Origin of the sequence: Streptomyces sp. WM4235 (assembly GCF_001279725.1) — a bacterium.
Lineage (GTDB): Bacteria > Actinomycetota > Actinomycetes > Streptomycetales > Streptomycetaceae > Streptomyces.
Genome location: NZ_LGDE01000112.1, coordinates 135,901 through 157,363 on the forward strand (window position 1 = coordinate 135,901; position 21,463 = coordinate 157,363).

Sequence of the window (21,463 nt, forward strand, 5' to 3'; positions counted from 1 at the left end):
TTTCCTGCCCCTCCGGCAAGCTAACCCCACGCCTTCCCCGCATCCGCGGGTCCAAGGTCCCGACCCGGACGGGCCGCTCGGCCCGTCTTGCGCCGGCGCCGGGCTTCCCCCGCCCCCTCCGGACGCGCGGAAGCCCGCCCTCCGGGGAGGACGGGCTCGACGGGCCCGCCGCGCGCGGCGGCGGGCGGACGCTCAGATCAGCACTCGATGACGTTGACCGCGAGACCGCCGCGAGCGGTCTCCTTGTACTTCACCTTCATGTCGGCGCCGGTCTCCTTCATGGTCTTGATGACCTTGTCGAGGGAGACCTTGTGGGTGCCGTCGCCGCGCATCGCCATCTTGGCGGCGGTGACCGCCTTGACGGCCGCCATGCCGTTGCGCTCGATGCACGGGATCTGCACCAGCCCGCCGACCGGGTCACAGGTGAGGCCGAGGTTGTGCTCCATGCCGATCTCGGCGGCGTTCTCCACCTGCTCGGGGGTGCCGCCCAGGACCTCGGCGAGGGCGCCGGCCGCCATGGAGCAGGCCGAGCCGACCTCGCCCTGGCAGCCGACCTCGGCGCCGGAGATCGAGGCGTTCTCCTTGAAGAGCATGCCGATCGCGCCCGCCGCGAGGAGGAAGCGGACCACGCCGTCCTCGTCGGCCCCCGGCACGAAATTCACGTAGTAGTGCAGGACCGCGGGGATGATGCCCGCGGCGCCGTTGGTGGGGGCGGTGACGACACGGCCGCCCGCCGCGTTCTCCTCGTTGACGGCCATCGCGTACAGCGTCGCCCACTCCATGGCGTGCGCCTGCGGGTCGCCCTCGGCGCGCAGCTGACGGGCGGTGCCGGCGGCGCGGCGCTTGACGCGCAGACCACCCGGCAGGATGCCCTCGCGGGACATGCCGCGCGAGACGCAGGCCTGCATGACCCGCCAGATCTCCAGGAGGCCCGCGCGGATCTCCTCCTCGGTGCGCCAGGCCTTCTCGTTCTCCAGCATCAGGGAGGAGATCGACAGGCCGTTCTCGTTCGCCAGCCGCAGCATCTCGTCACCGGAGCGGAAGGAGTACTTCAGCACCGTGTCGTCGAGCTTGATCCGGTCCTCGCCGACCGCGTCCTCGTCCACCACGAAGCCGCCGCCGACCGAGTAGTACGTCTTCTCCAGCAGCGGGGTGCCGGAGGCGTCGTACGCGAAGAGCGTCATGCCGTTCGCGTGGTACGGCAGCGAGCGCCGGCGGTGCAGGATCAGCTGGTTCGGCTCGTCGAAGGCGATCTCGTGGGCCTCGCCTATCTCGGCGCCGAGCAGCCGCAGCCGGCCGCTCTGGCGGATGCGCTCCACCTCGGCGTCCGCCGTCTCGACGTTCACCGTGCGGGGAGAGTGCCCCTCCAGTCCCAGCAGGACGGCCTTGGGCGTGCCGTGGCCGTGGCCGGTCGCGCCGAGGGAGCCGAAGAGTTCCGCGCGGACGGACGCGGTCTGGGCGAGGACACCGTCCTTCTTCAGGCGGGTCACGAACATGCGCGCCGCCCGCATCGGGCCGACCGTGTGGGAGGAGGAGGGGCCGATGCCGATGGAGAAGAGATCGAAGACGGAGATGGCCACGGTGACGGACTCCCTTGTCTGCTCGTGGGGTGGGAGGGGGCAGGAGAGGCGGATTGGTCGGATTTTGTCCGGCAGCCGAGCTTAACGCGAGGACGTGAACAAGCCGGCGGGCGGACGGGGTGCGCGGGTGACGGTCAGGTGCGGCTCGGTTCGCGCTCCGGTACGAGGTTCCCGCCCTCGGGCCGGTCAGGGGCCGGGTCCCGGCCGGGCGGACCCGCGTGGCGGACTCCGGCGCCCGGGCGGCGGGCCGGACGGACGTGAGCAAGGACATGCCTGCCGGCGGTGCGGTGCGCTTGTGACCGTCCCGGGCGAGGGGGCGGCACCACTCCCGACCCTCCCCGGCCCCTTCCTCGACGGACGGGTCGGACGGGGTCGGACACCGGCCGCGATCGGCCGGGTCGGCGGTCATGAGAAGGGCCCGGTGCCTGCGGAAGACAGCCACCGGGCCCGACCCGTGGGGTTCCAGACCCTGTCGTCGATGTTCCGCGGGCCTTACCGGCGCCACTTCGACGACAGGGTTCAGCGCACCACGTCAGAGCGTGGGGTACAGCGGGAACTTCGCGGCGAGCGCCGAGACGCGCGCCTTCAGGGCCTCGGCGTCGGCCTCCGCGAAGGGAGACGGCGCCTTCAGCGCCTCCGCGATGATCTCGGCGACCTCGGTGAACGCCTCGGTGTCGAAACCGCGGGTGGCGAGGGCCGGCGTGCCGATCCGCAGACCCGAGGTGACCATCGGCGGCCGCGGGTCGTTCGGGATGGCGTTCCGGTTGACCGTGATGCCGACCTCGTGGAGGCGGTCCTCGGCCTGCTGACCGTCCAGCTCCGAGTTGCGCAGGTCCACCAGGACCAGGTGCACGTCGGTGCCGCCGGTGAGGACGTCCACGCCCACGGCCTTGACGTCGTCCTGGACCAGACGGGCGGCGAGGATCTTCGCGCCCTCCAGGGTGCGCTCCTGGCGCTCCTTGAACTCGGGCGAGGCGGCGACCTTGAACGAGACCGCCTTGGCCGCGATCACGTGCTCCAGCGGACCACCCTGCTGGCCGGGGAAGACCGCGGAGTTGATCTTCTTGGCCAGTTCCTGCGTCGACAGGATGACACCGCCGCGCGGACCGCCGAGGGTCTTGTGCGTGGTGGTGGTCACGACGTGGGCGTGGGGCACCGGGTTCGGGTGCAGACCCGCGGCGACCAGGCCGGCGAAGTGCGCCATGTCGACCATCAGGTACGCGCCGACCTCGTCCGCGATGCGGCGGAAGGCGGCGAAGTCCAACTGGCGCGGGTAGGCGGACCAGCCCGCGACGATCAGCTGCGGCTTGGACTCCTTGGCGAGGCGCTCGACCTCGGCCATGTCGACCTCGCCCGACGCGTCCACGTGGTACGGGACCACGTTGTAGAGCTTGCCGGAGAAGTTGATCTTCATGCCGTGGGTCAGGTGACCACCGTGGGCGAGGTTCAGGCCCATGATCGTGTCGCCCGGCTTGAGTAGCGCGAACATCGCGGCGGCGTTCGCCTGCGCACCGGAGTGCGGCTGGACGTTCGCGGCCTCGGCGCCGAACAGCGCCTTGACGCGGTCGATCGCGATCTGCTCGACCACGTCGACGTGCTCACAGCCGCCGTAGTAGCGGCGGCCGGGGTAGCCCTCGGCGTACTTGTTGGTCAGGACCGAGCCCTGGGCCTCCATGACGGCGACCGGAGCGAAGTTCTCCGACGCGATCATTTCCAGGGTCGACTGCTGGCGTACGAGCTCGGCGTCGACGGCGGCGGCCACGTCCGGGTCGAGCTCGTGGAGCGGGGTGTTCAGTGCGGACATCAAGATCCCCTGAGGTGTCAGTTGTCGGAGTGGGTGAGCGCGGCGTACTCGTCGGCGCTGAGCAGGTCGCCCGGCTCCTCCGCGACGCGCACCTTGAACAGCCAGCCACCCTCGAACGGAGCCGAGTTCACCAGCGACGGGTCCTCCACGACGTCCTGGTTGGCCTCGACGACCTCACCGGTGACGGGGGAGTACAGGTCGCTGACCGACTTGGTCGACTCCAGCTCGCCACAGGTCTCGCCCGCGGTCACCGTGTCGCCGACCTCGGGGAGCTGGGCGTAGACGACGTCACCGAGCGCGTTGGCCGCGAACTCCGTGATGCCGACCGTCGAAACGCCGTCCACGGCGGCCGTCAGCCACTCGTGCTCCTTGCTGAAACGCAGCTGCTGGGGGTTGCTCATGGCCTGATTCTCCTGGATGCGGGGGAGTGGATGTGAACCGGTGGTCTTGAATGCCGAGACGGCGCCGCACGGACCTCCGGACGGCGACGACGCGCTTGGGAAGGGGCGGAACTACTTCTGCCGCTTGTAGAACGGCAGCGCCACGACCTCGTACGGCTCATGCGTACCGCGAATGTCCACGCCGACACCGGAGGTGCCGGGCGCGGCGTGCGCCGCGTCCACGTACGCCATCGCGATCGGCTTGCCCAGCGTCGGCGACGGGGCGCCCGAGGTGACCTCTCCGACGACCTGCCCGCCCGCGACGACCGGGAACCCGGCGCGCGGGACGCGGCGGCCCTCGGCGATCAGGCCGACCAGCTTGCGCGGCGGGTTGTCGGCGGCGCGCTCGGCGGCGGCCTCCAGCGCCTTGCGGCCGACGAAGTCCACCTCCTTCTCGAACTTCACGACCCGGCCCAGACCCGCGTCGAACGGGGTGAGGGAGGTGGTCAGCTCGTGCCCGTACAGCGGCATGCCCGCCTCCAGGCGCAGGGTGTCGCGGCAGGACAGACCGGCCGGGACCAGGCCGACGCCCGCGCCCGCCTCGGTCAGCGCCTGCCACAGCTCCACCGCGTGCTCCGGGGAGACGAACAGCTCGAAGCCGTCCTCGCCGGTGTAGCCCGTCCGCGCGATCAGCGCGGGCACCCCGGCCACCGTGCCCGGCAGGCCGGCGTAGTACTTCAGGCCGTCCAGGTCGGCGTCGGTCAGCGACTTCAGGATGCCGGGGGACTCCGGGCCCTGCACGGCGATCAGCGCGTACGCGTCGCGGTCGTCACGGACCTCGGCGTCGAAGCCGGCGGCCCGCTCGGTGATCGCGTCCAGGACGACCTGGGCGTTGGAGGCGTTGGCGACGACCATGTACTCGGTCTCGCCCAGGCGGTAGACGATCAGGTCGTCCAGGATCCCGCCGTCCTCCTGACAGATGTGCGTGTAGCGGGCGCGGCCGACGCCGACGGTCGAGATGTTGCCGACCAGCGCGTAGTCGAGCACCTTCACGGCCTCGGGGCCGGTCAGGGTGATCTCGCCCATGTGGGAGAGATCGAAGAGACCGGCCTTGGTGCGCACGGCGTTGTGCTCGTCGCGCTCACTGGCGTAGCGCAGCGGCATGTCCCAGCCCGCGAAGTCGGTCATGGTCGCACCGAGCGAGCGGTGCAGCGCGTCGAGGGCGGTCAGACGGGGGGCAGTGCTCATGGGTGTGGCTCCCGGGTCCCAGGGCATGACATGACGAGGACGATCCTCCCCATCTGTCATCGGAACCTGAGAGGTTCGCCGAGAGTTCCCGCACGAAACGGGACGCGTCGTCGACTTGCACCTTGGGTGGAGCACACGCCGATGCCGTCGGGGACGGCGGCGCGGCTCGCTTTTCAGATCTGCCTCATCCACGCGGTACGGGGCCTGAGAGATTCAAGGGAGGGACTTGCTCCTTCGGCGCCCGGGCACGACCTCACGGCCTGCCGGGACTCTCCCGCGCGGATTCAAGCGGCCGGTATGCAGTTGGTGTCCAGATGGCGCACATCATTGCACGCGACGGCCCGCGACGGGCGTGCGGGCCCGAAAGACCGTGCGTGACCGTGACCGGGCCCGAGCGGGCCCCCCGGAACCGGGCATGCCGGATTACCGTCTCTTTACACTCAGTGGGCAAAGGTCCTTGCGACCCGATTCGGGGGAGGCGATCACTGTGGCGGTGCGGAGATTCGGAGTGCTGACGACGACGGGGACCGTGGCGGGAGTGCCGGCGCAGCGGGCCGCCCACGAGAGACCCGCCCGGGCCGGGGGCACCGCCGTGCGCGACCTGCGCGGCCGGGGCACGCACGGACCGCGCGGGCTCGACTTCGCCGACGGGGACATCGTCGTGGTGTCCGGCCTGCCGGGCGGCGGCAAGAGCACCCTGATCAAGCGGGCCGCGACCGGCGGCATCGACTCCCAGGACACCCGCGAACGCTGGGAGCGGCGCATGCCCGACGCGCTTCCCTACGCGGCCTACCGACCGCTGGTCCGCGTCGCGCACTACCGGGGACTGTGGCGGGCCCTGCGCTCCGGGGCCTCGGTCGTGGTCCACGACTGCGGCACCCAGACCTGGGTGCGGGGACTGCTCGCCGGGTTCGCCCGACGCCGGAACCGGTCCCTGCACCTGCTGCTCCTCGACACCACCCCGCAGGAGGCCCTGGCCGGGCAGGAGGCACGGGGCCGGCGGGTGTCCGCGTACGCCTTCTCCCGTCACCGCGGCGCGGCGGACCGGCTCCTGCGCGACGCCGAGTCGGGCAGCCTCCCGCGCGGCTGCGCGTCGGTGGTCCTCCTGGACCGCGCCGCCGCCTCGGGCATCACCCGCATCGCCTTCGCCCCCGCGCCGCCCGCCCCCGGCGCCTGACGCGCCGGCCCGGGCGAGGGGGGTCCCCGCCGACCCACTAACCTCGGCACGGCAAAGGTGGCGATGGCAGCGGAGGCGTGGATGCACGGCGGCGGGTGGCCCGACAACGAGCTGGAGCAGGTGCTCGGGGCGGCGCTGGGAGCGGCGGACGCGGGAGCGCGGATCCTGGAGGTCCTCGGCCGCAGCCGGCTCTGGGTGCCGCTGCCGGCCGGTGGCGCGCCCGACGCCGCCGACCTGACCCTCCCGACGATGCAGATCGGCGGCCAGGCGTACGTCCCCGTCTACAGCTCCGAGGCCCAGTTCCGTTTCTGCGTCGGCCCCGGCATGGACTTCGCCGTGGCCCCCGCCGTGGAGTTCGCCCGCGGCCTGCCGCCGCAGATCGGCCTCGCCGTGAACCCGGAGGGAGCCGTCGGCGTCCCGCTGCCCCCGGCCGCCGTCGCGGAACTGTGCCGCACGGGACGGACCCCGCTCGACGGCCCCGCCACCGGCGGTCGCGTCCGCCTCTTCGAGCCGGACTGGCAGCACGACCCGGTGGACTTCCTCGCCGCGGCCGGCGAGGAGTTCCGTGCCACCGGGGTGGTCGCCGCGGCGCACCGCTGCCTGGCCAGCGTGGAGGGCGGGGCGCCCGAGTTGTACATCGGTGTCCGACTGGTGGGATGGGATCCCGGGTCGCGGAACGCGCCGATGGAGGCGCTCGGCCGGGCGCTGGCCCGGGTACCGGCGCCCTGGCCGGTGCAGTTGATCCTCCTGGACGCCGCCGAGGACCCGGTCACGGAGTGGATTCGTGAGCGTGTGCGCCCCTTCTACCTCCCGTAGGGCCGCTTAAGCTGATTACATCTCTTGGCCCCGCTCGCGTGGCCTGGGTAACGGGTGGACGACGGGCGGACGAAGAGGGGTACCGGGTGAGTGCGTCAGGCACGGCCGCGGCCGGGCAGGTCGAGCACATGCTGCGCCAGGTGACTCCCGGGCGCTATGAGAGCTACGAGTCGCTTCTGCACGCCCTGGCCGAGGGCCGGCTGTGGATGTTGTTGTGGCAGGGGCAGCCGGGTTCACCGGACGCCCAGTACGGGGGGATGGAGGTCGACGGGCTCGGATACGCGCCCTGCGTGACCTCCCCGCAGGAACTGGCCGCCAGCGGTTGGAACCGCGGCTACGAGGTGGTCACCGGCCGGGACATCGCCCGCGCCCTCTACCCGGACCGTTGGGGGCTGTGGCTCAACCCGCACGCCCAGGGCGGCGGCCTCGGACTGCCCTGGGCCGACCTCCGCCGGATCGCGACGGGCCTCGACCGGATGCCCGCCGGACCGCTGCGCCTGTCGGAGCCCGCCCTGGAGCTCCCGCAGTTCTACGGTCTGCTCACCCAGCACGCGCACCGCACGCCGGCCGTCCGCTCGCTCCGCAGGGCCTGGGTGCAGCCGTCGCTCGGATCGGCGTACCTCGCCGTCGGGCTCGACCTGTACGACGCCTCCGCGCCCGCGCTGGAGTCCGTCCGGGAGATGATGCGGCAGTCGGTGGGGGCGGTCCCCGAGGGCATTCCCGTGTGCACCGTCGCGCTGGCCGACGAGCACGACCCGATCGCGATGTGGCTGCGTTCGCAGACCCGCCCCTTCTATGACCGCGAGGGCCAGGCGCCCTCGTACTAGAGCGTCCCCCCGGGCCTCCGTCGGACCGTCGACGGAGGCCTTCCGCGTGCCCCCTTCCCCGGCCTCCCGCGAGAGCGCCCCACCGGGCCCTCTCCAGGGCCTCCCGTCAGGCCGTCCGCGCCCCCGGGGCGTCTTCCGGGGGCCCGCGCGCCCCCGATGTCCGAACGCCGGGACGGGGCGTGGAGAACACCTCGGGCCGCCGGCGACCGCCGCCCCTCCACAGCCTTCGTCTTGTCCTGATTTCTTCGGTCTTGTGCGTCCAAAAGGCGTGCGAGTCTTGCGAGTTGGGCGCCATGTCCGGTTCCGTACCGAACAGGCGGTCTTGCTCCGCTGAGACGCGAGTGAAGTCCGGATAACGGGTACCGGGACGTCAGATCACGTTTGCGCATCCATTCATCTGCGGGTCTGGCGGCTGGTCGAGCGCCCGATGAAGACTCCCCACCCAAGAGCCGATCAGTCCTTCGGGACGCGGTTCGGTTCGTTGACTGCACCTGTTGTTTCGCACGGCACTTTCGCAGCACTTCCCGCACTTCCCGCACCTCACACGCGTTGCGCGTGTCCACGCACTCCGAGCGCCACTCCGCACCAACGCCGCCACAGCGGCGGGCATGGGCCGGCACACCCGTCGGCCGAGAGGGGTCCCCACCACGATGACGGCACCACTGCATGACACGGACGCGGAAACACCCGCACCCGTGTCCGTAGCCGACGTCCCTGCCAAGGCCATCGAAGGCCGCTCGCCCGGCCGCATCGCCTGGATGCGGCTCAAGCGCGACAAGGTCGCGCTGACCGGCGGCGTGGTCGTGATCCTCCTGATCCTGGTGGCCGTCTTCGCGCCGCTGATCGTGAGCCTGCTGGGCCATCCGCCCAACGAGTTCCACGAAGACATGCTCGACCCGGACTTCGGGACGCCGCTCGGTTCGTTCGGCGGCATGAGCTCCGACTTCCTGCTGGGCGTCGAACCGACCAACGGGCGCGACGTGTTCAGCCGGATCGTCTACGGCGCCCGCATATCCCTGGTCGTCGCCTTCCTCGCGGCCTTCGTCTCGGTGATCCTCGGCAGCCTGCTCGGCGCGCTCGCCGGATTCCTGGGCGGCTGGGTCGACGGCGTCATCAGCCGCACCATGGACCTGCTGCTGGCCTTCCCGCAGCTGCTGTTCACCATCGCCCTCGTGTCCGTGGTCCCCAACTCCCTCTGGGGGTTCGAGGGTTCGGGCGTCCGAATGGGCGTGCTGATCGTCGTCATCGGCTTCTTCGGCTGGCCGTACATCGGCCGCATCGTCCGAGGACAGACGATCTCCCTGCGTGAACGCGAATACGTCGAGGCCGCGCGCAGCCTCGGGGCGGGCCGCGGCTACATCCTGATCAAGGAGCTGCTGCCCAACCTGGTCGCGCCGATCCTCGTCTACTCGACGCTGATCATCCCGACCAACATCCTGACGGAGGCGGCCCTCAGCTTCCTCGGTGCCGGCGTCAAGCCGCCCACCGCCTCCTGGGGCAAGATGCTGTCCGACGCCGTCCCCATCTACCAGGACGACCCCATGTACATGGTGGTCCCGGGCCTCACGATCTTCATCACCGTCCTGGCGTTCAACCTCTTCGGGGACGGGCTGCGCGACGCACTCGACCCCAAGGGCAGCTGAACCGCTTCTTCGATTCACCACCTATGGAGGTTGGACAACCGTGATCCGCAGAAAGCAGGCACTCGCGATCACCGCCGTGGTCGCCGCCCTGTCGATGACCGCCGCGTGTGGCGGTGGCAAGGACGAGGGCAAGAAGTCCGAGGGCGCGAACGACAAGGGCTACAGCGGTGCCTCCACGGCCCTGGTGAACGCCTCGGACAAGAAGGGCGGCGAGCTGAAGCTCTGGTCGCCCCAGGACGTCGACTACCTCGACCCGGCGCGCGCCTACTACGGTTTCGTGTGGAACCTGCAGCGCCTCTACATCCGCCAGCTCTTCGCGTACGACAGCAAGCCGGGCGCCGCGGGCACCAAGCTGGTCCCGGACCTCGCCGAGGCCGCGCCGGTCCTGAGCAACGACGGCAAGACGTACACCGTCAAGATCAAGGACGGCGTGAAGTTCGAGGACGGCACGCCGATCACCTCGAAGGACTTCAAGTACGGCATCGAGCGCGTCTTCGCGCAGGACGTGCTGTCCGGCGGCCCGACGTACCTGGTCGACCTGCTCGACCAGGGTCAGAAGTACCCGGGCCCGTACAAGGACACCGACCCGAACAAGATGGGTCTGAAGTCGGTCCAGACGCCGGACGACAAGACGATCGTCTTCAACCTGGCCAGCGCCAACTCTGACTTCAACTACCTGCTGGCGATGCCGTCCTCCTCGCCGGTCCCGGCGGCGAAGGACCAGGGCGCGGGCTACACCAACAAGCCCGTCTCCACCGGCCCCTACAAGGTCGAGAGCTTCACCGCGGGCAAGGGCGCCACCTTCGTCCGCAACGAGAACTGGGACCCGAAGACGGACACGATCCGCAAGGGTCTGCCGGACAAGGTCAGCTTCACGGTCACGACCAACCCGGACGACATGGACCAGCGCCTGCTCTCCGGCGACATCGACCTCGCCGTCGACGGCACCGGTGTCCAGCAGGCCGCGAAGAACAAGATCCTCAAGGACGCGAACCTCAAGAAGAACGCGGACAACCCCTTCACGGGCTACATCCGTTACTTCGCCTTCCCGCAGACGGTCGCGCCGTTCGAGAACATCGAGTGCCGCAAGGCCGTCATCTACGCGGCCGACCCGAAGTCGCTGCAGAACGCCCGCGGTGGCCCGACCAGCGGTGACCTCGGCGCGAACATGCTGCCGCCCGGCATCCCCGGCTCGGACAAGTCCTTCGACCCGTGGGGCCTGACCGCCGGCAAGCCGCAGGAGCAGAAGGCCAAGGACGCGCTCAAGGCCTGTGGCAAGCCCGACGGGTTCGAGACCACCATCGCGGTCCGCAACAACCGCGCCCCCGAGGTCAAGACCGCCGAGTCCCTCCAGGCCTCGCTCGCCAAGGTCGGCATCAAGGCCACGATCGACCAGTACGACGGCAAGCTCTCCTCCTCCACGATCGGTTCGCCCGAGAACGTGAAGAAGAAGAACTACGGCATCATCGTCATGGGCTGGGGCGCCGACTACAACTCCGGTTCGGGCTTCCTCCAGCCGCTGGTCGACGGCTCGTTCATCCTGCCGAACGGCAACAACAACTACACGATGCTGGACGACCCCGAGGTCAACGGCCTGTTCGACAAGGCCGCGAACGCCGCCACCCCGGACGCCGCCGCTCCGTTCTACACGGACATCAACAAGAAGATCATGGAGAAGGCTCTCTACCTCCCGATCAACTTCGACAAGGCGCTCATCTACCACAACCCGCGCCTGACGAACGTCTACTTCAACGACTCGATGGGCCGCATCGACCTCGCTGTCCTGGGCGTCGCCAAGTAGTCGTCCCACCGTCCGGCGGCCGCTCCACCGCGGCCGCCGGGCACCAGCAGGCCAGAGCAATTCGCAAGTAAGTGCCTTCACCGCACATGCGCTAGTCCGAAGGGCAGGTGAAGGCCGCAGGCGGCGGCTGTCGTCCCCACAAGGGGCGGCAGCCGCCCGCCCCGGGCGGCCGACTGCAGTGCTCGTCTACCTCATACGGCGGCTGTTCAACGTCGCCGCCACGCTGCTGGTGGTCTCCGTGGTCACCTTCGGCATCTTCTTCGCGGTCCCGAAGCTGACCGGCAGCGATCCCGCGCTCATGTACGCCGGTCGAGAGACCAACGAGACCGCCCTGGCGGGCATCCGCGTGAAGATGGGCTTCGACAAGCCCATCTCCGAGCAGTACTGGGTGTTCCTCAAGGGCATCTTCGTCGGCCGCGACTACGACGGCGGCACCGAGGTCACGCACTGCGCCGCTCCGTGCTTCGGCTACTCCTTCAAGAGCGAGGCCCCCGTCTGGGAGACCATGCTCGACCGCATGCCGGTCACCCTCTCGCTCGCCGTCGGCGCAGCCTTGATCTGGGTGCTCGCGGGTGTGGCCACCGGAGTGGTCTCGGCGCTGAAACGGCGTACGGCCATCGACCGGACCGTCATGATCGGAGCGCTCGCCGGCGTCTCCCTGCCGATCTTCTTCACCGGCATGGTGGCTCCCGCGGTCTTCGTCTACGGCCTCGGCTGGCTGGACGTGTCCAACTACAAACCTCTGACCGAGGATCCACTGGCCTGGCTCAACAGCCTGATCCTGCCCTGGGTCACCCTCGCCTTCCTCTTCGCGGCGACCTACGCCCGCATCACCCGGGCCACCATGCTGGAAGTCCTCGGCGAGGACTACATCCGCACCGCCCGCGCCAAGGGACTCAAGGAGGGCGTGGTCATCCGCAAGCACGCCCTGCGCTCCACCCTCACCCCGATCGTCACGATGTTCGGCCTCGACCTCGGCGGACTCCTCGGCGGCGCGGTGCTCACCGAGACGACCTTCAACTTCCAGGGTCTGGGAACGGCGGCCGTCGCCGCCATCGGCCAGGGCGACCTCCCCGTGATCATGGGTGTCACCCTCCTCGCCGCGCTCTTCGTGGTGATGGCCAACCTGATCGTGGACCTGCTGTACGCCGTCATCGACCCGCGCGTGAGGCTGACGTGACCGAGAACCCCGCCGTTTCGACCGGCACCTCCGGCGAGCCCGCGTTCGTCCCCGAGCAGGCGAAGGGGGAGACCCGCGCCGGCGACTCCTTCCTCTCCGTACGCGACCTCAAGGTCCACTTCCCGACCGACGACGGCCTCGTCAAGTCCGTCGACGGGCTCTCCTTCGACCTGGAGCGCGGCAAGACGCTCGGCATCGTCGGCGAGTCCGGCTCGGGCAAGTCGGTGACCTCGCTGGCCATCATGGGCCTGCACCGCACCGGCAACGCCCGCAGCCGCCCGCACATCTCCGGGCAGGTCGTGCTCGACGGCGAGGACCTGGTCCAGGCCGACGCCGACCACGTGCGCAAGCTGCGCGGGCACAAGATGGCGATGGTCTTCCAGGACCCGCTGTCCGCGATGCACCCGTACTACTCGGTGGGCAAGCAGATCATCGAGGCCTACCGGACCCACCACGACGTCGACAAGAAGACCGCCCGCAAGCGGGCCGTCGAGATGCTCGACCGGGTCGGCATCCCCGAGCCCCACCGGCGCGTGGACGCGTACCCCCACGAGTTCTCCGGCGGCATGCGCCAGCGCGCCATGATCGCCATGGCGCTGGTCAACAACCCCGAACTGCTCATCGCGGACGAGCCCACGACCGCCCTGGACGTCACCGTCCAGGCGCAGATCCTGGACCTCATCCGCGACCTGCAGAAGGAGTTCGGCTCCGCGGTCATCATGATCACGCACGACCTCGGCGTGGTCGCCGAGATGGCCGACGACATCCTCGTGATGTACGGAGGCCGGTGCGTGGAGCGCGGCACCGCCGAGAAGGTCTTCTACGGCCCCCGGCACCCCTACACCTGGGGGCTGCTCGGCTCGATGCCCCGCATCGACCGCGACCAGACCGAGCGGCTGATCCCGGTGAAGGGCTCGCCCCCCAGCCTCATCAACATCCCGAGCGGCTGCGCGTTCAACCCCCGGTGCCCCTACGCCGACATACCCAAGGGCGGCATCACCCGCACCCAGCGCCCCGAGCTGACCGAGGACGACAGCCGGCACTGGTCCGCCTGCCACATGTCGCAGGAGGAGCGGACCCGGATCTGGACCGAAGAGATTGCGCCGAAGCTGTGACCGACATGAACGAGACGGGCGCGGCGGAGGCCTCCTCCGCGCAGGCCGCGGCGGACACCGCCGAGGAGCCGCTGCTGAAGGTGACCGGGCTGGTCAAGCACTTCCCCATCAACAAGGGGCTGTTGCGCCGCCAGGCCGGCGCCGTCAAGGCCGTGGACGGCATCGACTTCGACGTCCGGCGGGGTGAGACCCTCGGCATCGTCGGCGAGTCCGGCTGCGGCAAGTCCACCATGGGCCGGCTGATCACCCGACTGCTCGAACCGACCGGAGGAAAGGTCGAGTTCGAGGGCCGGGACATCACGCACCTGAGCGTCGCGGGCATGCGCCCGCTGCGCCGCGACGTGCAGATGATCTTCCAGGACCCGTACGGCTCGCTGAACCCCCGCCACACGGTGGGCACGATCGTCGGGGCGCCCTTCAAGCTCCAGAAGGTCACCCCCGAGGGCGGCGTCAAGGCCGAGGTCCAGCGGCTGCTCTCGCTGGTGGGCCTCAACCCCGAGCACTACAACCGCTACCCGCACGAGTTCTCCGGCGGTCAGCGGCAGCGCATCGGCATCGCGCGGGCCCTGGCCCTCAAGCCGAAGCTCGTCGTCGCCGACGAGCCGGTGTCGGCGCTGGACGTCTCGATCCAGGCCCAGGTGGTGAACCTGCTGGACGACCTCCAGGAGGAACTCGGCCTCACGTACGTGATCATCGCGCACGACCTGTCGGTCATCCGGCACGTCTCGGACCGCATCGCGGTGATGTACCTCGGCAAGATCGTGGAGCTGGCCGACCGCAAGTCGCTGTACGAGGCGCCGATGCACCCCTACACGACCGCGCTCATGTCGGCGGTGCCGGTGCCGGACCCGAGGCGGCGTGGCGCGAAGAGCGGGCGCATCCTGCTCAAGGGCGACGTCCCGTCGCCGATCTCGCCGCCGAGCGGCTGCCGGTTCCACACCCGGTGCTGGAAGGCCACCGAGCTGTGCACCACGCAGGAGCCGCCGCTGGTGGCCCTGAAGACGGGGCACCAGGTCGCCTGCCACCACCCGGAGAACGCGCCGGACCAGGCGCCGGGCGACAAGGCGTTGCCGGGCGCCGCCGAAGTGGTGGACACCCCGACGGTGTAGCGGGTCGTGACGATGGTCTGGCGGGTCGTGTCCACGGTCCGGCGGGCCATGTCGACGGTCTGGCGGGTCGTGTCTACGGTTCGGCGGGTCGCGCTGACGGTCCGGTGGGTCGCGTCTACGGTCCGGTGGGTCGCGTCGATGGTCCGCCGGGCGATGTCGACGGTTCGGCGGGTCGAGACGACCCGGAGGTATCCGACCCCGGAGTAGCGGCCGGGGTCGGGTGTGGTGCCGGGGTCCTCGGGCGTACGCGTCCGGGAACCCCGGCACCACTGTGCGTTCCCCGGCCGTGTGCCCCGGCGGCCCGGCGGCCAGACGCCCGGCGGCCCGGTACCCCGGCGGCCGCCGTTCGCCGCTGCCCGCCGCGGTTCGTCACCGTTCGCCGCCGTCCATCCGCCCGGCGGGCGGACGGCACAATGGGGGCGTGCTCCACGATCTCTTCCCGCCCGGCATCCAGCACGCCCTGGACCTCGCGGGCATTTTTGTCTTCGCCACCGCGGGCGCCCTGCTCGCCGTGCGCAAGAACTTCGACATCTTCGGCATCGCCGTGCTCGCCCTCGTCACCGCCCTCGGCGGAGGTCTCTTCCGCGATCTCGTCATCGGCGCCGTCCCGCCCGCCGCCTTCGGGGAGCTCAGCTTCTTCGTGACTCCGTTGATCGCCGCCGGGCTGGTCTTCTTCCTGCACCCGGAGGTCCAGCGGATCAACCGCGCCATCAACGTCTTCGACGCGGCCGGCCTCGGACTGTTCTGTGTCACGGGCACGACCAAGGCGTACGAGTACGGCCTCGGCCTGACCGCGTCCGCCTCGCTGGGGCTGGCCACGGCGGTCGGGGGAGGCGTGCTGCGCGACGTGCTGGTCAACGAGGTGCCCTCGCTGCTGCGCGACCGCGAGATGTACGCGGTGCCCGCGGTGGTCGGGGCGTCGATGGTGGCCCTCTTCATCGCCTTCGACACGCTCAACGGGCTCACCACCGCCGCCGCGATCATCACCACGTTCGTGCTCCGTCTGCTCGCGATCCGGTACCACTGGCGGGCGCCGCTGGCCTGGAACCGCCGGTCCGCCGTGGCCGAAGAGCCGTAACGCGCACGTAGCAATAGAAAGCTACCGCTTAGTAGCATGCCGGTGTACCGTCGTTTTCATGTCACATGCAGCGGCCCAGGCATCCATCGGCGACAGCGAGTTCGACCGCGACACCACCCTCTCCGCCCGCGCGGACGAGCCCGGGGTGTACGACGCTGAACTCAGCGCCGGCTGGACGATCATCACCGCCGTCAACGGCGGATATCTGTTGGCTCTGGTCGGTCGGGCCCTGTCGGCGGCCCTGCCGCATCCCGACCCCTTCACCGTCTCCGCCCACTACCTGACCTCCTCCGTGCCCGGCCCCGCCGTGATCCGCACGCAGGTCGTCCGGATCGGGCGCACCCTGTCGACCGGCCAGGCGTCCCTTTTCCAGTACGACGAGAGCGGCGCCGAGATCGAGCGGATCCGCGTCCTCGCCTCCTACGGGGAACTGTCCGCCCTGCCCGACTCCGTGCACACCACCGCGCTGCCGCCGGTCATGCCCGCGTACGAGGACTGTCTCGGCGCGGAGGCCGGCCCCGCGCCGATCCCCGGGAGCTCCGCCATCGTGGACCGGCTCCGGCTGCGGCTGGACCCGGCGACGGCGGGCTGGGCGGTCGGGGCGCCGTCGGGCAAGGGCGAGATGCGGGCCTGGTTCGAGCTCGCCGACGGCCGTGACGCCGACCCGCTGTCGCTCCTGCTGGCGCTGGACGCGCTGCCGCCGACCGCCTTCGACCTCGGCCTGATCGGCTGGGCCCCGACGGTCGAGCTCACCACCCACATCCGCCACCGCCCCGCGCCGGGCCCGCTGCGGGTGGCCATCACCACCCGCAACCTGGCCGGGGGCTTCCTGGAGGAGGACGCCGAGGTCTGGGACTCGACGGACCGACTCGTGGCCCAGTCCCGCCAACTGGCCCGCGCCCCGCGCCAGACGTCCTGACCCGGAGGGTCGAAGCCGGGTTCCGGGGGCCGGGCGCCGGGGTCGGGTGTCAGAGCCGTGCACTGCGGCCTGGCGTTGCGGCGGGCGTATGCGATAGGGCGTCCCGGCGTGCCCGGCCGTGCGGGCAAGCCTGCCCGGCGTAGGTTCCGCCTGCCCGGCCGGCGTGCGGTCGGCCCCGCGCGGGGCCCGGGGGTGCTGCTCCGCCCCGCCCGTGTCGCGCGTTGCCCCGGGCGTGACCGGTCCGGCGCGGCCGGCCCGTGCGGCCAAGCCTGCCCGGCCTGGGTTCCGCCGGCCCGGCGTGCGGTCGGCCCCGCCCGGGGACGGCGCGTGCCGGGGCGGGCGGGCACCCTCGCCCCCGCACCGTCCGCCCCGGGCCCGGGGGTGCCGCCCCACCCCGCTCCGCCCGGTCCCGGCCGGGGGTGCCGCCCCGCCCGGGTCGGGGCCTCGTGCCCGGTGGCAGGTGCCCCCGGCCCCACCACCACCGCCCCCGCGCGTCGCGCGCGTCACCGCCACGCCACCCCGCCGGGGATCGCGCCGGCGGGGGGACCGCATGGGGTTCGGCGCGTCGGGGGGCTCGTAGAATCGGGGGATCATGGCCTACCTCGACCACGCCGCAACCACCCCGATGCTGCCGGAGGCCGCTGCGGCGATGACCGCGCAGTTCGCCGCCACGGGTAACGCGTCCTCCCTCCACGCCGCCGGCCGCCGCGCCCGCCGTACCGTCGAGGAGGCTCGCGAGGCCCTCGCCGAGGCCCTCGGCGCGCGCCCGAGCGAGGTGGTCTTCACCGCCGGCGGCACGGAGGCCGACAACCTCGCCGTCAAGGGCCTCTACTGGGCCCGCCGCGACCAGGACCCGACCCGTACCCGCGTGCTCACCAGCCCCGTCGAGCACCACGCCGTCCTCGACGCCGTCCACTGGCTCGCCGAGCACGAGGGGGCCCGGGTCGAGTACCTTCCGGTGGACCACCACGGGCGTGTGCACCCCGACGCCTTCCGGGAGGCGATCGAGCGGAACCCCTCCGACGTCGCCCTGGCCACCGTGATGTGGGCCAACAACGAGATCGGCACGGTCTTCCCCGTACGGGAACTCGCCGACATCGCCGGGGAGTTCGGGATCCCGCTGCACTCCGACGCCGTCCAGGCCGTCGGTCAGCTCGACGTCCGCTTCGGCGACAGCGGCCTCGCCGCCATGACCGTCAGCGGCCACAAGGTGGGCGGCCCGTACGGCATCGGCGCCCTGCTGCTCGGCCGGGACCAGACCCCCGTCCCCGTCCTGCACGGAGGCGGCCAGGAGCGGCACGTCCGGTCCGGGACCCTCGACGTGCCGGCCATCGCCGCCTTCGCGGTGGCCGCCGTCCTCGCCGCCGAGCGGCGCGAAGGGTTCGCCGTCGAGATCGGCGCCCTGCGCGACGAGCTGATCGCCGCCGTCCTGCGGGAGGTGCCCGACGCCGTGCTCGGCGGAGACCCCGTGGACCGGCTGCCCGCCAACGCCCACTTCAGCTTCCCAGGCTGCGAGGGCGACTCCCTGCTGCTCCTCCTCGACGCCCAGGGCATCGAGTGCTCCACCGGTTCCGCCTGCACCGCCGGCGTGGCCCAGCCCAGCCACGTGCTGCTCGCCACCGGCACCGATCCGCTGCTGGCCCGGGGCACCCTGCGGTTCTCCCTCGGCCACACCTCCACCAAGGAGGACGTCGCCGCGGTCGCCGCCGCCATCGGCCCCGCCGTCGCCCGCGCCCGCACGGCCGGACTCAGCTAGGCCGGCTCCGTCGTAGGCAGCGCCCCGGGCCGGCCCGGAATCCGGGGCGGAGGCCGGTCGGGTCGCGCTCCCCGGATCAGCCGGTCGCCGGCTTGCGCGCCAAGGCTTCCCCGACCATGCGGACGTACCGGTTCCAGTCCCAGTGGCGGCCCGGGTCCGTGTGATCGGCACCCGGCACCTCGGAGTGGCCCACGATGTGCTCGCGGTCGGCGGGTATGTCGTACCTCCGGCAGACATCGGCGGCCAGCTCGGCCGAGGCCGCGTACATCGCGTCCGTGAAGTCCTGCGGCCGGTCCACGAAGCCCACGTGCTCGATGCCGACACTGCGCTCGTTCATGGACCGGTTCCCGGCGTGGAAGGCCACGTCCAGCTCGCGCACCATCTGCTCGACATGACCGTCCTGGCGGACTATGTAGTGCGCCGACGCCTTGTGCCACGGGTTCTTGAAGGCGTCCACCGAGGACTCGAACCCGCCCTGTGTGACATGCACGACAATCCGGTCCACGCGGTAGTCGTCGGGCCGGTCCGCCAGCCGCCAGTTCGCCGGCGAGGCCGCCGTCCAGCTCGCCGCCGCGAAGTCCAGCTCACCCTCCTTGCGCGGCTTGGACACCCCGGGCAGCAGCCACCAGGCGCGTCTGAGCTCGTCCTGCCCGATGACGGCGGCGGTTGCGATCACCCCGAGCCCTCCGAACAGCACGGCCCTGCGGGTCCGGCCCGACCCCTTGCCGGTCGCCTTGCCCGGAGCCGCGTCCCGTGTCTTGCCACCCTCACGCACCATGCGATCCACCCCCCGACCCGACAACGCGCCGTGACCGCGCGCGGTTCCCCGTACCCTGGACGGTGCCATGACTGAGAACCTGCCGCGCACCGCCCGCCCCCTCCGCGTCCTCGCCGCCATGTCCGGCGGGGTGGACTCCGCCGTCGCCGCCGCCCGCGCCGTGGAAGCCGGGCACGACGTCACGGGCGTCCACCTGGCGCTCTCCGCGAACCCCCAGTCCTTCCGGACCGGCGCCCGCGGCTGTTGCACCATCGAGGACTCCCGCGACGCCCGTCGCGCCGCCGACGTCATCGGCATCCCCTTCTACGTCTGGGACCTCGCCGAGCGCTTCCGCGAGGACGTGGTCGAGGACTTCATCTCCGAGTACGAGGCCGGGCGCACCCCGAACCCCTGCCTGCGCTGCAACGAGAAGATCAAGTTCGCGGCGCTGCTCGACAAGGCCCTCGCCCTCGGGTTCGACGCCGTCTGCACGGGCCACTACGCCACCGTCGTCCTCAACGACGACGGCGCGCGCGAACTCCACCGCGCCTCCGACATGGCCAAGGACCAGTCGTACGTGCTCGGCGTCCTCGACGAGAAGCAGCTCGCCCACGCCCTCTTCCCCCTCGGCGACACCCTCACCACCAAGGAAGAGATCCGCGCCGAGGCCGAGCGGCGCGGCCTCGCCGTCGCGAAGAAGCCCGACAGCCACGACATCTGCTTCATCGCCGACGGCGACACCCAGGGCTTCCTCGCGAACCGCCTGGGCAAGGCCGAGGGCGACATCGTCGACGAGAGCGGCGAGAAGGTCGGCACCCACGAGGGCGCCTTCGGCTTCACCATCGGCCAGCGCAAGGGCCTGCGGATCGGCCACCCCGCCGCCGACGGCAAGCCGCGCTACGTCCTCGACATCTCTCCGGTGAACAACACCGTCACCGTCGGCCCCGTCGAGGCCCTCGACGTCGGCGCCCTCACCGCGATCCGCCCCCGCTGGTGCGGTTCCACGGCCGCCGCCCCCGGCACGTACACCGCGCAGCTGCGCGCCCACGGCGGCGAGACCGAGGTCTTCGCCGAACTCGTGGACGGCGAGCTGCGCGTCTCCTTCACCGAGCCGGTCCGCGGCGTGGCCCCCGGCCAGGCGATCGTGCTGTACGACGGCACCCGCGTGGTCGGTTCCGCCACCATCGCCACGACCGAGCGGACTTCCGCCGCCGTGTGAGCCCGGCGGCCGGGGCTCAGGCCACCGTCAGGACGATCTTGCCGGTGGTGCGGCCCCGCTCGCCGATCTCGTGGGCCTTCGCGGCCTGCTCCAGCGGCAGCACCGTGTCGACCAGCGGCTTCAGCAGGCCCTGCTCGACCAGGGCGGCGATGCCCTCCAGGCCCTTGAGGTCGGGCTCCACCAGCAGCCAGGTGGCGTGCACGCCCTCGGCGTCGGCCGGGAGGCCGTCGGGGCCCGGCAGGGTCACCAGGTGCCCGCCCGGCTTGAGTACCTTCAGTGAACGCTGCCCGTGGTCCCCGCCCATCGTGTCGATCACCACGTCGATGTCGGAGACGACGTCCTCGAAGTCCGCGGTGCGGTAGTCGATCACCTCGTCGGCGCCGAGGTCGCGCAGCAGCGCGTGCTTGGCGGCGCTCGCGGTGCCGATCACGTACGCGCCGCGGGCCTTGGCGATCTGCACGGCCAGGTGGCCGACGCCGCCGGCCGCCGCGTGCACCAGGACCCGCTGACCGGCCGAGACCCCGGCCGTGTCGACCAGCGCCTGCCAGGCGGTCAGGGCCGCCAGCGGCAGCGCGGCCGCCTCCACGTGGTCCAGCGAGGCGGGCTTGCGGGCGAAGTGCCGGGCGGGAGCGGTCACGTACTCGGCGTACGCGCCGGCCTGCTGCGGGAAGCGGGGCATCCCGTACACCTCGTCGCCCACCCGGTACAGGGTCACGCCCGGTCCGACGGCCTCGACGGTGCCCGACACGTCCCAGCCGACGGCCGGCACCGGCCCCCAGGGGATCAGGCCGCCGCTCTCGCGGGTCTTCCAGTCCACCGGGTTCACGCCGGCGGCGCGGACCCGCACGAGCACCTCGCCCATGCCGGGCTCCGGGCGCTCGATCTCCCTCTCGACGAGAACCTCGGGTCCGCCCCACTGGCTGACGACGACGGCGCGCATGGATGTCTCCTTTGGTGTTGCCTCTACGGGTATCAGCCGGTTTCCCCGGCCGACGCATCCAGCTTGGCGGCCGTCGCGCCCGCATGGTGCTGGCCGTACGGCCACCATGTGACA

The 21,463-nt window shown here is 71.4% G+C and carries 18 protein-coding genes and 1 riboswitch; of the genes, 12 read left to right on the forward strand and 6 right to left on the reverse strand.

From position 1 onward, the window contains the following. Nucleotides 1-197 precede the first annotated feature (197 nt). From ADK55_RS11300 to gcvT, 4 genes are all read right to left on the reverse strand, one after another. Complete coding sequence (locus tag ADK55_RS11300) at nt 198-1,580, reverse strand: L-serine ammonia-lyase (RefSeq protein ID WP_053677595.1); 1,383 nt, start codon at nt 1,578-1,580, stop codon at nt 198-200. A 532-nt stretch (nt 1,581-2,112) separates the two neighbouring features. Next, nucleotides 2,113-3,384: a serine hydroxymethyltransferase gene (gene glyA / locus ADK55_RS11305; RefSeq protein ID WP_053677597.1), complete on the reverse strand. Its 1,272-nt coding sequence runs from the start codon at nt 3,382-3,384 to the stop codon at nt 2,113-2,115. A 17-nt stretch (nt 3,385-3,401) separates the two neighbouring features. After that, a complete protein-coding gene (gcvH, locus tag ADK55_RS11310) occupies nt 3,402-3,785 on the reverse strand; it encodes a glycine cleavage system protein GcvH (RefSeq protein WP_053677600.1) in 384 nt (127 codons plus the stop codon). Nucleotides 3,786-3,896: 111 nt separating this feature from the next. Continuing rightward, the gene (gene gcvT, locus ADK55_RS11315) at nt 3,897-5,012 is read right to left on the reverse strand and encodes a glycine cleavage system aminomethyltransferase GcvT (protein ID WP_053677601.1); all 1,116 of its coding nucleotides are present in this window, start codon (nt 5,010-5,012) and stop codon (nt 3,897-3,899) included. A 183-nt stretch (nt 5,013-5,195) separates the two neighbouring features. After that, nucleotides 5,196-5,299, reverse strand: a riboswitch (glycine riboswitch). 221 nt (nt 5,300-5,520) lie between these two features. Here gcvT and ADK55_RS11320 point away from each other — a divergent pair. The 11 genes from ADK55_RS11320 (at nt 5,521) to ADK55_RS11375 (ending at nt 18,433) form a co-directional block, all read left to right on the forward strand. Further along, nucleotides 5,521-6,189, forward strand: a complete 669-nt coding sequence (locus ADK55_RS11320) for an AAA family ATPase (RefSeq protein ID WP_420713618.1) — start codon at nt 5,521-5,523, stop codon at nt 6,187-6,189. A 63-nt stretch (nt 6,190-6,252) separates the two neighbouring features. After that, entirely contained in the window at nt 6,253-7,005 is a 753-nt protein-coding gene (locus ADK55_RS11325) for an enhanced serine sensitivity protein SseB (RefSeq protein WP_234349997.1), read from the forward strand. An 86-nt stretch (nt 7,006-7,091) separates the two neighbouring features. After that, the gene (locus ADK55_RS11330; RefSeq protein ID WP_053677607.1) at nt 7,092-7,832 is read left to right on the forward strand and encodes an enhanced serine sensitivity protein SseB C-terminal domain-containing protein; all 741 of its coding nucleotides are present in this window, start codon (nt 7,092-7,094) and stop codon (nt 7,830-7,832) included. 650 nt (nt 7,833-8,482) lie between these two features. Further along, a complete protein-coding gene (locus ADK55_RS11335) occupies nt 8,483-9,475 on the forward strand; it encodes an ABC transporter permease (protein ID WP_053677608.1) in 993 nt (330 codons plus the stop codon). 94 nt (nt 9,476-9,569) lie between these two features. Then, entirely contained in the window at nt 9,570-11,276 is a 1,707-nt protein-coding gene (locus ADK55_RS11340) for an ABC transporter substrate-binding protein (protein ID WP_078998803.1), read from the forward strand. A gap of 178 nt (nt 11,277-11,454) precedes the next feature. After that, complete coding sequence (locus ADK55_RS11345; protein WP_053677612.1) at nt 11,455-12,456, forward strand: ABC transporter permease; 1,002 nt, start codon at nt 11,455-11,457, stop codon at nt 12,454-12,456. Next, nucleotides 12,453-13,571, forward strand: coding sequence for an ABC transporter ATP-binding protein (locus tag ADK55_RS11350; protein WP_053677615.1), 1,119 nt, complete (start codon nt 12,453-12,455; stop codon nt 13,569-13,571). The genes ADK55_RS11345 and ADK55_RS11350 overlap by 4 nt, the downstream gene beginning before the upstream one ends. A gap of 5 nt (nt 13,572-13,576) precedes the next feature. Then, a complete protein-coding gene (locus ADK55_RS11355) occupies nt 13,577-14,680 on the forward strand; it encodes an ABC transporter ATP-binding protein (protein WP_107089161.1) in 1,104 nt (367 codons plus the stop codon). Between the two features lie 421 nt (nt 14,681-15,101). After that, the gene (locus ADK55_RS11365) at nt 15,102-15,758 is read left to right on the forward strand and encodes a trimeric intracellular cation channel family protein (RefSeq protein ID WP_053677620.1); all 657 of its coding nucleotides are present in this window, start codon (nt 15,102-15,104) and stop codon (nt 15,756-15,758) included. Nucleotides 15,759-15,816: 58 nt separating this feature from the next. Then, nucleotides 15,817-16,677, forward strand: a complete 861-nt coding sequence (locus ADK55_RS11370; RefSeq protein WP_053677623.1) for a thioesterase family protein — start codon at nt 15,817-15,819, stop codon at nt 16,675-16,677. A gap of 592 nt (nt 16,678-17,269) precedes the next feature. Continuing rightward, the gene (locus ADK55_RS11375; protein ID WP_053677625.1) at nt 17,270-18,433 is read left to right on the forward strand and encodes a cysteine desulfurase family protein; all 1,164 of its coding nucleotides are present in this window, start codon (nt 17,270-17,272) and stop codon (nt 18,431-18,433) included. Nucleotides 18,434-18,509: 76 nt separating this feature from the next. Here ADK55_RS11375 and ADK55_RS11380 read toward each other — a convergent pair whose 3' ends face one another. Then, entirely contained in the window at nt 18,510-19,211 is a 702-nt protein-coding gene (locus ADK55_RS11380) for an N-acetylmuramoyl-L-alanine amidase (protein ID WP_053677627.1), read from the reverse strand. A 67-nt stretch (nt 19,212-19,278) separates the two neighbouring features. On the opposite strand from ADK55_RS11380, the gene mnmA reads away from it, so the two are divergent. After that, nucleotides 19,279-20,409: a tRNA 2-thiouridine(34) synthase MnmA gene (gene mnmA / locus ADK55_RS11385; protein ID WP_053677629.1), complete on the forward strand. Its 1,131-nt coding sequence runs from the start codon at nt 19,279-19,281 to the stop codon at nt 20,407-20,409. 16 nt (nt 20,410-20,425) lie between these two features. Here mnmA and ADK55_RS11390 read toward each other — a convergent pair whose 3' ends face one another. Further along, complete coding sequence (locus ADK55_RS11390; RefSeq protein WP_053677631.1) at nt 20,426-21,349, reverse strand: NADP-dependent oxidoreductase; 924 nt, start codon at nt 21,347-21,349, stop codon at nt 20,426-20,428. Between the last annotated feature and the right edge of the window lie 114 nt (nt 21,350-21,463).

What these genes read in the sequence shown, in the direction of transcription:
- mnmA (WP_053677629.1), top strand. Translation starts at nt 19,279, where the DNA reads ATGACTGAGAACCTGCCGCGCACCGCCCGCCCCCTCCGCGTCCTCGCC.
- ADK55_RS11380 (WP_053677627.1), bottom strand. Translation starts at nt 19,211, where the DNA reads ATGGTGCGTGAGGGTGGCAAGACACGGGACGCGGCTCCGGGCAAGGCG.
- ADK55_RS11375 (WP_053677625.1), top strand. Translation starts at nt 17,270, where the DNA reads ATGGCCTACCTCGACCACGCCGCAACCACCCCGATGCTGCCGGAGGCC.
- ADK55_RS11335 (WP_053677608.1), top strand. Translation starts at nt 8,483, where the DNA reads ATGACGGCACCACTGCATGACACGGACGCGGAAACACCCGCACCCGTG.
- glyA (WP_053677597.1), bottom strand. Translation starts at nt 3,384, where the DNA reads ATGTCCGCACTGAACACCCCGCTCCACGAGCTCGACCCGGACGTGGCC.
- ADK55_RS11390 (WP_053677631.1), bottom strand. Translation starts at nt 21,349, where the DNA reads ATGCGCGCCGTCGTCGTCAGCCAGTGGGGCGGACCCGAGGTTCTCGTC.
- ADK55_RS11340 (WP_078998803.1), top strand. Translation starts at nt 9,570, where the DNA reads ATGACCGCCGCGTGTGGCGGTGGCAAGGACGAGGGCAAGAAGTCCGAG.
- ADK55_RS11355 (WP_107089161.1), top strand. Translation starts at nt 13,577, where the DNA reads ATGAACGAGACGGGCGCGGCGGAGGCCTCCTCCGCGCAGGCCGCGGCG.
- gcvT (WP_053677601.1), bottom strand. Translation starts at nt 5,012, where the DNA reads ATGAGCACTGCCCCCCGTCTGACCGCCCTCGACGCGCTGCACCGCTCG.
- ADK55_RS11325 (WP_234349997.1), top strand. Translation starts at nt 6,253, where the DNA reads ATGGCAGCGGAGGCGTGGATGCACGGCGGCGGGTGGCCCGACAACGAG.
- ADK55_RS11370 (WP_053677623.1), top strand. Translation starts at nt 15,817, where the DNA reads ATGTCACATGCAGCGGCCCAGGCATCCATCGGCGACAGCGAGTTCGAC.
- gcvH (WP_053677600.1), bottom strand. Translation starts at nt 3,785, where the DNA reads ATGAGCAACCCCCAGCAGCTGCGTTTCAGCAAGGAGCACGAGTGGCTG.